Consider the following 12,933-nt stretch of genomic DNA (forward strand, 5'->3'; position numbering starts at 1 on the left):
CGACAATTGCCCTTCTCCCTGCTTGTATTAAAAATTAATCACTTACACACGCAAAAACACCGCTTTTCCTTGCGGCAAGCGGTGTTTGCCTTGAGTGGCGACCGTTAATTTAACCCTTTGGCGCCGGTGTTACCATGCCGTTAACGCTGACCAGCCAGCTGGCAATCCAACCGGTAGTAGCGCCGTCCGGCAGGACTACCTTATACCAACCAAAGGCCTGATCTTTAACCGTCACCATAGTGTCTTTATTAACCTTGGTTATCGACGGGAAATTAGTGCCAGGACCAGTGCGGACATTAACGTTATTGCCGGTCACAATGCCTGTTCCGTAGGTTACGGGCATACCGGCCGTCGGCGTCATCGGACCGGTGACAATCACGTTTTGCTCGCCGTAGCCGGCGTACTGGTCCTTAAACTGACTGGCCGAAACTTTGTCGTCGGCATGGCCTTCAGCAGCGGACACCGTACTGTCGGAAGTGGTTTGCTCCACTTCGCCCACCGCCGTGACAGGGCCAAGGGCATAGACGTCCATCTCGGTCGTCGTCACGACCCGCGCCCAAATCTTAAGTACGATGGTAATGTGTACTTTCCGCCGGTCGCTTTCTTCAAAGTCATAATCAACGAACTCAACATTGACATCTGCCGTAGCTTTCATATCCGGTTCCGTACCCGGAATCTCGATATCGCGCGTCCAGCGGACGTGTTTCTTCTCAAAGGCATGCACCGGCTGGTTGGGCAAATCGGCCACATACATAACCTTAACTGCGAGCTCGCCCCGGACGATGACTTTGTCGCGGATAACGTCTACGCTTTTAATGCAGACATCTTTTACATAGACATCGATGACCTGATCAATGTCCGGCTTTTGCGCCGGCAATTCCATATCAAATTCGACAACCCGCTGCGCCATTTCAGCGCCAAGCACTTGCTCAACCTGGATCTTTTCTATGCCAGGCTCCGGACAGCCGCAGGTTGCCTCGAGGTTATTCGTGGTGCCGGTGCCGGAAACGCTGACCGTGTTGGCACCGCTGTTACTGGTTGAGCCGGAGCTTTGTCTGAATTTTTCCTCGTCCATTTTTTTCCCCCCTTTTTCCAGGATAGCGGCGCCAAGACTTATCCTTTCGGTTTGGCCGGCATAGCGGCGCCGATGGTTACTTCACGGTCGGTAAATACTTTCACGGTAACTTTCAGCACAACCGCTACGTCGAAATCGCGGGTGCAGTGCTCGTCGTCATGATGGTGGTGATGACACTCGTCGTCATGATGGTGGTGGTGATGACACTCGTCGTCGCAGTAGTCGTCATCGTCGTCACAGGCAATAGGCTCGTAGTTTTTGTACTTGTAAGCCCGGGTGTGCTCCTCCACGTCGTAATCTACGAATTCAACCATTACGCTGGCATCGGCGTCCATGCCTTTACGGGCGCCCGGAATGGGAACATCAAGCGTCCACTTTTGATGCTTGAGTTCCACCGCATGTACCGGCTGGTTGGGCAGACAGGCCACATAAATGGCTTTGATTTCAAATTCGCCGCGTACCAGGACTTTGTCGGTGATGACGTCAACACTGTTAACCTCAACATCCTTAACAAAGACATCGACGATTTGCTCGATCGCCGGCTTTCTGTCCGGTACCCTGACATGGATATCCATGGTTTTTTGCTTTTCAGCTTCACCCACAACTTGGCGAACAACGATAGTCTGCGGCCCAGCTTGCGCCCCAAGCGTACATTGGTTCATATTTGCCCGCTGCATATCTTTATCGTCCACAAATATTCCCCCCTTTGTATGTTCTACTTATATATATGCCTGTGCTATTTCGGGTGTGACAAAAAACATCGTCGGCCAGAACCTGCCAACGGCCGACAGAAGGATTTTTTTATTTTAACGATAATAGGTAACAGAAAAACTATGCGTGAAAAACAGAGGTGATGGAATGCGCATTTCCTGGAAGCAATACGCCGTTGTCGGCCTGGGCGGACTGATTTCGGCCGTTGGCATCAACGCCTTTTTGGTCCCTCACCATTTCCTCAGCGGCGGTATCAGCGGCATCGCCATGATTTTGTACTTTCTTTTTGGTTGGCCGATCGGTCTTTTGATTGCTCTCCTCAATATCCCCTTGTTCATCGCCGCCTACCGGCTGCTGGATAAAGAGTATGTGGTCGGCGCTCTCTACGGCATGGTCGTTTTTGCCGGCGCCGTGGACGCCACCCGTTTCCTCGCCACCCTTAACCTGGTAGACGATACTGTGTTGGCTGCCATCTATGGCGGTGTCATCGGCGGCATCGGCTCCGGCCTCATCTTCCGGGTAAACGGCAGCGGTGGCGGTCTGGATATCATCGTGGCTATCCTCAAGAAATACTACGCCTTTAATATGGGGCTCGCCGGTTTTGCCATCAACTGCGTCATTATGGTAGTGGCCGCGGCGCTGTTTGGCCTTAAACCGGCCATGTATACTCTCATCTCCATGTTCGTGAGCGCTAGTCTAACGGACAAGGTTATCGAAGGGTTTAACCGCAAAAAAACGGTCGTTATCATTTCCGACCAAAGCGAAGCAATCGCCGGCGCTATTCTGCAGGAACTGGGCCGAGGGGTAACCTTCCTGCAAGGGGAAGGCGCTTTTACCCGGCAGAATAAGCAGGTTATCTTTGTTGTCGTCACGCTGACCCAGATTGCCAAAATCAAGTTTATTGTCGAGCGGTGCGATCCCTGCGCCTTCATGATCGTGCAAGATGCCGCCGAGGTACTGGGCCGGGGTTTTACGCTATAACGATTTAGTCCCAGCTGACGAAGACCATGCCTAATGTAACGAGGGAAGCGCCGATAAACTGCCTGGCCGAAATATTCTCGCCTAAGAAAAAGTGACTAAACAACAAGGTAATGAGGGGAGCACAGGACATGATCAGTACCACCTCATTGACATTACCGCTTTTCAAGGCGGCGAAATAGGCCAGGTCGCCCAAAAGCGCCGCCAGGACGGCCTCACTAAAGATAAATAGCCAGAACATTGGTGGCACGTGAAAGACTTCCTGATAGCTGCGCGAGCCAATTAACCAGGCCATGACCAACACCGCCGCAATTACCGTTCGTAAGGCAAAGGCAGTGATTGGACTGACGCTGTTTAAGGCCATTTTGCCGAAAAGCGGCGCCAATCCCAGACACAAAATGCCAAAAAATGCATAAACAAAGACCATACTCTCACTCCGCATTTGGTCATCACTTACTTAAATCTATGCGCAGACGCCAAAACCCAATACAACTTTTAGCGCTGCCGCTACGAGAAACATAACATTTCGACACACATCGTCATAGTATATAACAGAAGGTCTTTCCATGTGAAAGGCCAATCTGAATAGGAGGTTGTGTGTCGTTATGGACTCGACAAAAAATCCCAAGTGGTACTGCGGCAATGGCAAATGTGACTGTGACTATGACGATTATGACTGTGACGGCGGCGACTATATGCCCATGATGCCCATGGATGACTGCTACATGCCCAAAATGCCCTGCAAAATGGAAAAGAAATGCGTAAAAACCTTTACCAGCACCTTTAAACTGTACAGAATTTGCCACTACCGGCTATATAAGGTTTGCCCGCGCTGCCGCCACGAGTATGACTACCACCGTTACGGCATGTGCCCTAAGTGCATGAAAATGTATTAGACAAAAAAGTTCCGCAAGGCTTTGCCTCGCGGAACTTTTTTCATATCTGTTTATTTGCCGATAAACTCCTGCACCACATAGACGGACCCATCCGCGGCGTGACGTACGCCGATGCCAACTTCGGTGTAGTTGGGATTGAGAATATTGGCGCGGTGTCCCGGGCTGTTCATGAATGCCTGCTCAGCGCTGGCCACATTGCGGTTAATGGCTATATTCTCACCGGCGGTGCGATAGCTGATGCCGGCGGCGCGCATGCGGTCAAAGGGCGATTGGCCTTCCGGATTGTAGTGGGAGAAATAGCCGCGGTTAATCATGTCCTGTGCATAACGTCTGGCAAGGTCGGTGAGCTGTGGGTTAACTTTAAGGGCCGGCAGACCGTATTTAGCCCGGTCGGCGTTGAGGAGGGCAACTGCCTGCTGTTCTTCAGCGGCAACGGAAGCGGAGTTGGTCGGTTGCGACTGGGATGGCTTTGTTGGGGTTGGCTGAGTCTGGGTTGGCTGATTCTGGTTAGCCGACGGGGTATGTACCGCATTACTGGGCGGCGTGGAAGTTTTCGCCGGCGCTTCCTTGCTGTCCCCCTTGCCACCTTTGGTCAGCATGGCGAAAAGACCGAGAGCGGCTAAGCTCATGAGGATCTTGTCAGCCTTGTCCTCTTTTACGATAGACTGAACCTCCGGGGTGGCGGCCAAAGCGCCAGTAGCATAGGCCCCTCCCAGCGAAGTGACGAACATTGAACAAATGGTAACGCTTAAAACGGCGATTTTGGTTAATTTGTTAGTGCGCATCATTTCCCTGCCTTTCTGTGATGTATTGAAACTCTGGTTCGCTATAAATATTCGTTATCCGTTAATAAAATCCTTTCGTGTGCCTTCCGGTAATGTTTGGCAGGGAGGAACACCAGCACTAGCACGCCTTATTAACAAAACCGCAAAGATATTCATGCCAATAAATTGGCACCACAAAGCATGAAAAGTAAGTTTTTGAACTAATCCGCGCGACAACTGTCGCGCGCGTAGCCCTTTGCGTTCTTCGCGGCCTTTGCGGTTTTACGCTTTTCAGGGTAGGACGCTAAGGCCGCAAAGGGTATACCGGGCGCGACGCATGTCGCGCCAAAAAGAAAAATCCTTTGCGCACCTTTGCGCTCTTCGCGAACTATCCTGGAAATCGGTAAGTGGAAAGTAGAAAGTGACGGGATAAAGTTATTTCCATTGTTTGTGGCGCCAATTATTGGCATGATTATCTTTGTGGTTAAAACTTACTTTCTGATATAGCAAAAAAGCTGCCCGTTTTGTGCGGGCAGCGCCAATTTAAAGCTTGGTCTTGGGCATGCCGAGCCGGAACTTGCCGCGCGTCTCAAGGCCACCCACGCCTTCCACGCCGGTAACCGAGGCGGTAATTGCATCGTTGATGTCGACCGTCTTATTGATGGGGGTAAAAGCTACTTTCTCAGCGATGAACACCGGGTCGTAAGCATGAATAAAAATGCGGGTCGGCGAACTGGCGAAATTGGCTCCCGCTTCCAAGATTGCCTCAAAATAGGACTGACAGGCGCCAGCAAAAATGACAAGCTCGTCACGGGACGGTTCAAACTGGCGGGCGTTGCGCACCGACTGGACATAGTATTTGGAGTTGCGATAGCTGTTAATATCGCGCCAGTCCTGCTCCTTTTTCCTGCCGCCAACTAACGCGTCGTGACCGGTAACGACGAGGATGTCAGGGCGGTATTCCTGCAGCAGGGGAATAATCATCTCCGGCTGCTTGGACTCCTCAATCCATTTTCCGTGGGCCTCAATATTAAGCTGACTGTAGGTCTTGAGACACATTCTTAAGTATTCTTCGTCGCCGTCAATATGCAGGACCCGCCCTGGACAATCAAAAAAATCAAATTTTTTGGCGGCCTCACCCCGGGACATTTCCCGCTGTTCCCGCTCCAGGCTGCGACGCTGCATCACCCGTTTGAGACTTTCGTTATGCATGCTCTCCATCCGGACAATTTCGTTGCGCAAATGCTCGGCGTCAATGCGCTGCACATCATCGAGCGGCGCGTCGGCTAACAGCCGTAAATGGAGCCCCTTTAAAATGCAGTGCCTAACGCCTGCCTCGTCGCTGAAAATATCAGTCACTTTAAAGACAATATCGCCGCCATGCGATTTGCGAATCACTAGGTCGCCAACAGCTATCGACACAGTCACCCCTCCCTCCCATTACTACATACTATGTGACATGGCAAGCGATTGCTACTTAAAGGAGCAGACGCTTTTTCCCGCCCGGCAGGGTAGCAATCGACAAGAGTTCCCAATATACTGTAGTAAGCTCGGAGGAGCGGTTCCGGCTGTGGGTTCGCGCTTACAGCCTTGCAGGATTTCCAACGAGGTGATGGGCACATGATAACCGTAGTCGTTCCAGCCAAGAACGAAGCCGGCCGCATCACCACGGTGCTGCAAAACTTGGGAACCCTGCCGATCGATCACATTATTCTGGTATGCAACGGCTCTAAAGACGGCACTATGCAGGAAGTTTTGCAGATGCGGCTGCCAAAACTGCAGATCATCTATTTTGAGGAATGTCTGGGCATCGATGTCCCTCGCGCCATCGGCGCCAAAATGGCCTTGACTTTAGGCAGCGATGTCGTCGCTTTTGTAGATGGTGACATGGTCGGCACCTTCATCGAAAACTTGATGGAATTAGTTGACGGCGTTCTGCTAAAGCACCTCGACATGGCGCTGACAAACTGCTACCCATCGCCACCGCGCCACGTTGAACGCTATAACCCAACTTTTCAATGGCGACTCAACCTCAACAAAGAACTCGGACTGGATAAAAAAATCAGCTTGGCCACCCCGGCCCACGGCCCCCACGCCGTTTCCCGCCGGCTCTTGGAAACCATCCCCATGCGGGAACTGGCCATCCCACCGGTGGCTATGGCACTTGCCAGGCTGCACAAACTCCGCATTGATATCGCCACCACCATCCCCCACTATCGGCTAGGGTCTTCCATCAAGAATCAAATCCATACCAACAAAATCATCGACACTATTGTCGGCGACTGTTTGGAAGCCATCGCCGTCTTTCACGGTCAGCCGCGGACCCGTCAATGGCAGCACAAAACCTATATCGGCTACCATAGTGACCGCCGCTTTGACCTTATTGACCTTTTTCTCAGCCCCAAAAAAGAGTAAGAAAAAGGCAAAGTCCCTGTTTCCGCGTGGAAACAGGGACTTTGCTATTGCTGAGCAGTCCAGGCGTTCGCCAGGGCGGCAAACTCCGCCAATGTGAGCGTCTCGCCGCGCCGACTGCCGTCGATACCGGTCCGGCGCAGCATGTCGGCCACTACATCTTTGGCAATACCACCGCCTTTCAAGGCATTGGCCAGCGTCTTGCGCCGCTGGGCAAAAGCAGCTTTAACGACGCGGAAGAAGGCCTTTTCATCGGTCACGGACACCGGGGGCTCTGGCCGCACGATGCAGCGGATAACTGCCGATTCGACCGCCGGCGCAGGGATAAACGCCTGCGGCGGAACAATAAACATAATTTCCGGCTGGGTATAAAACTGTACGGCTACCGACAAAGCGCCGTAGTCTTTGCTGCCAGGGGCAGCCACCATGCGCTCGGCTACTTCCTTTTGCACCATCGTCACCATAAGTTCGACGGGCAGCCGCTCTTCCAGCAGGCGCATAATGATCGGGGTTGTAATATAATAGGGCAAATTGGCAATAACTTTAAACTTTTCCGCCTTTATTTCCCGGGAAATGTCGATGCGGAGAATATCGCCATGAATGACGCGCACATTGTCATATCCCGCCAGCGTTTTTGCCAATACATCCAGTAATTGCCGGTCGAGTTCGACAGCCGTCACGTTCGCGCCGGCTTCGGCCAAGCCTTGCGTCAGGGTGCCGATTCCCGGCCCGATTTCCAGCACCGCCTCGCCCGGTTTTACCGCTGCGGCCGCGACGATGCCGTCCACTACCTGCTCATTGACCAGAAAATTTTGCCCCAGTTTTTTACTCGTCTGAATGCCAAAAGTTTTCAGGATGTGGAGCGTTACGTCCCGTTTGGCAATTTTAGGCTGAATCATTTGCCGCCTCCAATTCTGACAGGGCCTTAATAAACTCGGCGCGGGTGACGCCGTAGTAGTTAAGCCGGCGCAAGAAGGTTTTGGCGTTGGCAAAGCCAATCCCCAGTCTGGCGCCCACGGCGGCCCGGCGGGCTGACGCTTCGGGGGCACCGGTAAGCCGCGCCGTCACCAGGTCCCGCCAGGTGAACTCCTCTACCGGCCGCCACTCCTGGGTGCGAACCTTGGCCAAGGCCGCGCGGATTGCCGCCGGCGAAGCCTGCTCTACGCCAATATCGTCTTCGCTTTTGGCCTCCTCCCGTGGGATAAAGGCATGCCTGGCCTGGGGGTACCGCTTGCTCAAAAAGCGCCGAATACGCTCGCCGGCACTGTCCGGATCGGTCAGGATGATAAGTCCCCGTTTGCGGTACGCCTGGTCAAGATAAGCGAGAACGTGTGGCGGCAAATTATAACCGCCGGTGGCCACCACCTCGGCGTCTACCGCCCGCCGGACAGCCGCGATGTCCTGCTTACCTTCCACCACAATCACTTCTTTCAACACCCGCCTCCCCTCCGTTCGTTAGTGAATATGTAATATTATACCTGATTTTGTCCTGTTCAATATAGATATGTTGCAAAAAATAAAAATGCCGACACGCCCTAACTATGGAACAAAAGCGCTAGCGCGCCTTTTTAACAAAACCACAAAGGCCGCTAAGGCCACAAAAGGTATACCGGGTGCGACGGTCTGCCCGCGCCAAAAAAATTTCTTTGCTGAACTCCGCGCCCTTTGCGAACTACCCTGAAAAACGTAAAACCACAAAGTGCGCAAAGAGCGCAAAGGGCTACGCGCGCGACAATTGTCGCGCGAGATTAGTTCAAAACTTACTTTTCATCGCTTGTGGTGCCAATTTATTGGCATGATTATCTTTGCGGCCAAAAACTTATGTTTTCTGATATGAGCCAAAAAGACAGGGCCGCAGCCCTGTCTTTTAGTCCAAAATATACACTTTGACCATACGGCGGCCGAAATTCCAGGCCTCTTGATAACCTTCCATGCACAGATCAATTCTGTTGCCGACGATGGCCCCGCCGACATCGGCGGCTAGCGCCAAGCCATAATTCGGGATATAAACCCGCGTGCCGAGCGGAATGACATCCGGGTCGACGGCGACAATACCGTGCCGGGCCGGGATACCGGTGGCGGTAAGACCATGGGGAGCGCCATCGGTCGGGTTATAGGCCGTAGCCTCCATCCATTGGACACGCTTGAACCGCAGGGTGCCGCGCGACGTCTCCACCGTATCACGGGTTCCCACATGAATTATCCGCGGTTTGGGTTCGCGCACCACCTTTTCGCTCAGGGTCTCACTGCCGGCCAGTTCACCGTCTTCATAACGCAGTTTGACGGTAGCTACCTTAAGGCCAACCTCGCCGTCCGCTACGATCGCCTCGTCGCCTTTTTCCAGCTTGGCGTCAGGCTGGCGAACAACCGGATAAGGCAGTTCGATTTCTTGTTGGACTAGTTTTTCCGTGACCGTGGCCACCTTGATAGTCATCCCGGCCGTTGGGCGGACATCCCTGTCCGGCGCTACCTTTACCTGGTCGCGGGGAATACCGAGGGCGTCGAGTACTTCCCCGACCGTAGGCTTGCCGGTCACAACGATGTCGGTCTTGCCTTGGTAGACAACCGTAACCGGCACGGCCCGGTACACCTCGATAACCGTGCCGTCTTGCAGCCCGGGTGTTGACAGGCGGTACTCGTCTTTTGGCCCCAGGTACACCCCGGCCTGAGCTAAGACTTCTTCAATGGTGCTATGTAAAGTGCGTATAGCGATAGTGCGTCCATCAGCGACAACATGAACCTTTTTTTGGGCCCACACAAAGCCGGTCACAAGCAGCGATATAGCAAGCAGCGCCGCTAAGAGCGCTGTTTTGCGGCGTCCGGCCAACAGGCTCCGCAGCCTGTTCGGCCAGACGGACTGATCATCACTCATGCAACCCCTCCTTTCGCAATTTTAGTATTATAACTTAAAAATATAGTAATTGTCAAATGAGGATCGGCCTTCCTGGTCAGGATTGTGTCCACATTATTCCCAGTATTTAACTAATTTATACGGAAACAGTATATTGTCATATATGCCAATATATGCTTGGCATACTGCGATAGTGTCAAGACACTGTAGGATTTTTTAGAAGACCAGCAGTTGGCGTATCGGCCAGAGGGAACCTTCTGGACCATGCGGCTTAAGTTTTTCCTTCTGTCTTGGAATAAAAAAAATCAAGTAAATTTTTGGAAGGAAATTCAAGTATTGTCAAGAATTTTGCAAATAGTTGCAAATAGTTTATTGCGAGGTGATGGTTTATGCTGATTATTACCCTTTTAGGTACCGGTAATTATCAAAAAACCACTTATGAGTGGAAAGAAAACGATAAAACTTGTGCATATACGACTGAATTTTTCCCAGAAGCAATAGCTCATTTTTTTCAACCGGATAAAATAATGGCGTTGGTCACTTCGCAGGCTAAAGCTCATGCTAATTTTAAAAATTTTTGCGACCGGCTGCCGGGGCTGATCGAGGCGATAGATATTCCGGAAGGAAAATCCGAGCAAGATTTATGGGCTATCTTCGACAAATGCGCCGCGGCCATTGACGAGAAAGAAACCATTATTCTGGATATCACCCATGCCTTCCGGTCACTACCGCTATACGTCTTTACGGTGGCTGCATACCTGCGTCGCACCAAGGGGGTAAAAATCAAACATATCGTCTATGGGGCATATGAGGCGCGTGACGAACGAAACCATTCGCCCACCCTGGATCTACGTTGCCCTGGAAGGAGTGAGTATATGTACAAGCGCTACGAACTAGAAGTGCTTACCCCCCTTGCTATTGGCAGCGGCAGCAAGATATCCCCGCTGGAATATTTGATAAACAACGGTAAATTTATCCGTGTAGATATGGACAAATTTTTCCATGACAAACGCTTTGATCCAAATAAATTTATCCAGCAAGCGGAAGCAGGCCGGCTTGATTTTGCCCGGAACTGGCCGTTTGCTGCCGACCACCCATTATATGTCCTAAGCGGCGACAAACATACTTTGGATGGGTTGGCACCAGGCCGCAGCGAAGTACACGAGTTTGTGCGGGAAGCTGCTGGCTGGATGGTACCCGGCAGCTCGCTCAAAGGCGCGCTCAGGACATGGACATACCAGGCGGCCATGACTAAAGATGATCACCAAAAATGGCTGGAAAAAATTGAAGAAAAAGCTGCTGACGCCAAACGCAAAAAAGAAGAAGCCGCAACTAAAGCCGAACACGCCGTCAGCGGCACTCCCAATTATTCGGCCTTCCGGGCACTTCGCCTTGGCGCTCTGCAGCAGTTGATTCCGCAAATATGGCTGTTTATGCGGCACGGGTGCTGTCGCTCCGCCAGGACGGCAGCTATGGCTGGAGCCCCGTAATACGGTAAATGATCCGCACCAGGCAACCGTTATCTTTTTTGAAGGTATCCAGCCCGGAACACGCCTTACCGGCCGCATCATGCTCGACGATAAGTCCCTGACTAATACCGCCATGCCGTTGGCTGGGAAACACCTTTTTGATAATTGGCTAATTCGACTTCGCGAAGCTGTTCGGCGTTATCTGGCCGATGAAAAAACCTTTTTTACCAAGATCGGACTGCAGCCGCTCGTCCAACAATATGCGCAATTTGAGCGTATTGCGGCAAACTTAGACGACAATCAACTGATATTGCCGGTAGGCTGGGGTTCCGGCTACACTGTCAAAACAGTCCGGGGAGGAATGAGTGAGCATACATTCCGCCATCTGGCACGTGTCTACGGGCTCCAGCTGCGGGAAGGGTTTCCTTTTCCTAAAACGCGTAAAATTGTCTTTGTTCAAGGTGAACCGGCCACTGTCTGCGGAATGGTCAAGCTGACCTTCGGGGAGGATTAGATGTTTGACGATTTTTGCTTTGCTGTTTACGAGCTGACCATGACGGCTGGCGAACACGGTCTTGTGCTGCCGGAATACAAGGGGTCGACTTTGCGCGGCGGGTTTGGTCATGTTTTCCGGCGCATTGCCTGCGTCCAGCGCCAAGTAGACGACTGCCGCCAGTGCCTGCTTTTCGCCACTTGTCCATATGCGCTGGTATTCGAGCCAGCGCCTTTACCGGATAGCGCTGTGCTCAAAAACCTCAGCGATATTCCCCGGCCGTTTGTCTTAGAGCCGCCAGCTGACACCCGGCGGCGCTATGCGCCAGGTGAAAAACTAGTTTTCCGGCTAGTGCTGGTAGGCCAAGTAATCGAATTGTTGCCTTATTTTGTTCTGGCCTTTAAAGAACTGGGCCGGATTGGTTTAGGAAAAGGGCGCTTGCCCTGCGAACTGACAGGGGTCGACTACATTATGCCTTTTAGTGGTACCCGCTACTCGGTATATAGGCGTGATAGCGATCGCATAGACGTTACCCGACAAGGAATTACGCTCAAAAGTTTGCCGGCTGGATACATTCAACAGAAATCTAACCGCTTGCAGCTGGTTTTCCATACCATGACCCGTCTCAAGCATGATCATAAGTTGGCCGGCAACATCCCCTTCCATGTCCTAGTGCGTAATCTTTTACGTCGTATAAGTACCCTTTATTATTTTTACCATGGCGGTCGTATAGCCACTCTTGACTACCAAGCCCTTATTGACACGGCCGGTACCATTGCCACGGTTTATTCCGACTTACAACTTGTTCACTGGGAACGTTTTTCTAACCGTCAGCAGGTGCGCATGGACCTTCCCGGGTTGGTCGGCGAAGTAGAATACGAGGGAAACATCATCCCTTTTCTGCCTTTACTTCGTTTAGGTGAAATTATACATGTTGGCAAGGGGTGTACCTTCGGCTTGGGAAAGTATGAAATAAAGGCTGTAAATTGAAGCACTATATCAAACATTGAAAAATTACTGCTCCTCATATTTGGGTATTATAATAGCAGGAAAAACCACCAAAAAAGCAAAATGTAATGCATATCAATAAACAATAATTTCCCCATGATTATGGCATCCCCTAGTAACTGGCCCGGTCGGACTGACAAATGCTTGCCACAAGGTGAATTGGTTCATGGCAAATAAACTTCGCAAATACCCCGGCTTTTCGTGCAAAAAATTTATTTTCGAAAATAAATATGCCAGAACTACTTTTGAACCGTCAATAAACCCAGTAATTACGCG

At 51.6% G+C, this 12,933-nt stretch carries 14 protein-coding genes; 6 read left to right on the top strand and 8 right to left on the bottom strand.

The window, feature by feature from the left end; genetic code table 11:
• Nucleotides 1-109: 109 nt before the first annotated feature.
• On the bottom strand, nt 110-1,075 hold the full coding sequence (locus tag BLQ99_RS00585) for an SPOCS domain-containing protein (RefSeq protein ID WP_093687096.1): 966 nt from the start codon (nt 1,073-1,075) through the stop codon (nt 110-112).
• A gap of 38 nt (nt 1,076-1,113) precedes the next feature.
• Nucleotides 1,114-1,767 carry a DUF3794 domain-containing protein gene (locus BLQ99_RS00590; RefSeq protein WP_093687098.1) on the bottom strand — a complete coding sequence of 218 codons (654 nt, stop codon included), beginning with the start codon at nt 1,765-1,767 and terminating at the stop codon, nt 1,114-1,116.
• A gap of 166 nt (nt 1,768-1,933) precedes the next feature.
• Between BLQ99_RS00590 and BLQ99_RS00595 the strand changes: the two genes are divergently transcribed.
• Nucleotides 1,934-2,767 carry a YitT family protein gene (locus tag BLQ99_RS00595; protein ID WP_093687100.1) on the top strand — a complete coding sequence of 278 codons (834 nt, stop codon included), beginning with the start codon at nt 1,934-1,936 and terminating at the stop codon, nt 2,765-2,767.
• A gap of 4 nt (nt 2,768-2,771) precedes the next feature.
• Here the strand turns inward: BLQ99_RS00595 and BLQ99_RS00600 are convergent, their stop codons facing one another.
• Nucleotides 2,772-3,191: an EamA family transporter gene (locus BLQ99_RS00600; protein ID WP_093687102.1), complete on the bottom strand. Its 420-nt coding sequence runs from the start codon at nt 3,189-3,191 to the stop codon at nt 2,772-2,774.
• 178 nt (nt 3,192-3,369) lie between these two features.
• Here BLQ99_RS00600 and BLQ99_RS00605 point away from each other — a divergent pair, with 178 nt between their 5' ends.
• Nucleotides 3,370-3,660 (top strand): hypothetical protein, encoded by a 291-nt coding sequence (locus BLQ99_RS00605; RefSeq protein WP_093687104.1) that lies wholly within the window; start codon nt 3,370-3,372, stop codon nt 3,658-3,660.
• A gap of 50 nt (nt 3,661-3,710) precedes the next feature.
• Here BLQ99_RS00605 and BLQ99_RS00610 read toward each other — a convergent pair whose 3' ends face one another.
• Both BLQ99_RS00610 and yabG read right to left on the bottom strand, forming a co-directional pair.
• Nucleotides 3,711-4,445 carry a CAP domain-containing protein gene (locus BLQ99_RS00610; protein ID WP_093687106.1) on the bottom strand — a complete coding sequence of 245 codons (735 nt, stop codon included), beginning with the start codon at nt 4,443-4,445 and terminating at the stop codon, nt 3,711-3,713.
• Nucleotides 4,446-4,967: 522 nt separating this feature from the next.
• Complete coding sequence (gene yabG, locus BLQ99_RS00615) at nt 4,968-5,846, bottom strand: sporulation peptidase YabG (protein ID WP_245690198.1); 879 nt, start codon at nt 5,844-5,846, stop codon at nt 4,968-4,970.
• Between the two features lie 198 nt (nt 5,847-6,044).
• Here yabG and BLQ99_RS00620 point away from each other — a divergent pair, with 198 nt between their 5' ends.
• The gene (locus BLQ99_RS00620) at nt 6,045-6,839 is read left to right on the top strand and encodes a glycosyltransferase family 2 protein (protein WP_093687110.1); all 795 of its coding nucleotides are present in this window, start codon (nt 6,045-6,047) and stop codon (nt 6,837-6,839) included.
• Nucleotides 6,840-6,883: 44 nt separating this feature from the next.
• Here the strand turns inward: BLQ99_RS00620 and rsmA are convergent, their stop codons facing one another.
• The 3 genes from rsmA to BLQ99_RS00635 all read right to left on the bottom strand — a co-directional run bounded on the left by rsmA (nt 6,884) and on the right by BLQ99_RS00635 (nt 9,708).
• A complete protein-coding gene (rsmA, locus tag BLQ99_RS00625; protein ID WP_093687112.1) occupies nt 6,884-7,735 on the bottom strand; it encodes a 16S rRNA (adenine(1518)-N(6)/adenine(1519)-N(6))-dimethyltransferase RsmA in 852 nt (283 codons plus the stop codon).
• Nucleotides 7,722-8,273 (bottom strand): ribonuclease M5, encoded by a 552-nt coding sequence (gene rnmV, locus BLQ99_RS00630; protein ID WP_093687114.1) that lies wholly within the window; start codon nt 8,271-8,273, stop codon nt 7,722-7,724. The genes rsmA and rnmV overlap by 14 nt, the downstream gene beginning before the upstream one ends.
• A 430-nt stretch (nt 8,274-8,703) precedes the next feature.
• Nucleotides 8,704-9,708 (bottom strand): resuscitation-promoting factor, encoded by a 1,005-nt coding sequence (locus BLQ99_RS00635; protein ID WP_093687115.1) that lies wholly within the window; start codon nt 9,706-9,708, stop codon nt 8,704-8,706.
• 368 nt (nt 9,709-10,076) lie between these two features.
• Here BLQ99_RS00635 and csm5 point away from each other — a divergent pair, with 368 nt between their 5' ends.
• The 3 genes from csm5 to cas6 all read left to right on the top strand — a co-directional run bounded on the left by csm5 (nt 10,077) and on the right by cas6 (nt 12,639).
• Nucleotides 10,077-11,177, top strand: coding sequence for a type III-A CRISPR-associated RAMP protein Csm5 (gene csm5 / locus BLQ99_RS00640; RefSeq protein WP_093687117.1), 1,101 nt, complete (start codon nt 10,077-10,079; stop codon nt 11,175-11,177).
• Nucleotides 11,178-11,256: 79 nt separating this feature from the next.
• Nucleotides 11,257-11,670 (top strand): hypothetical protein, encoded by a 414-nt coding sequence (locus BLQ99_RS00645; RefSeq protein WP_093687119.1) that lies wholly within the window; start codon nt 11,257-11,259, stop codon nt 11,668-11,670.
• Nucleotides 11,671-12,639 (top strand): CRISPR system precrRNA processing endoribonuclease RAMP protein Cas6, encoded by a 969-nt coding sequence (cas6, locus tag BLQ99_RS00650; RefSeq protein WP_093687121.1) that lies wholly within the window; start codon nt 11,671-11,673, stop codon nt 12,637-12,639. It abuts the gene before it with no gap.
• The last annotated feature ends 294 nt before the right edge of the window (nt 12,640-12,933 follow it).

Origin of the sequence: Sporolituus thermophilus DSM 23256, assembly GCF_900102435.1 — a bacterium.
GTDB classification, from domain to species: Bacteria; Bacillota; Negativicutes; order Sporomusales; family Thermosinaceae; genus Thermosinus; species Thermosinus thermophilus.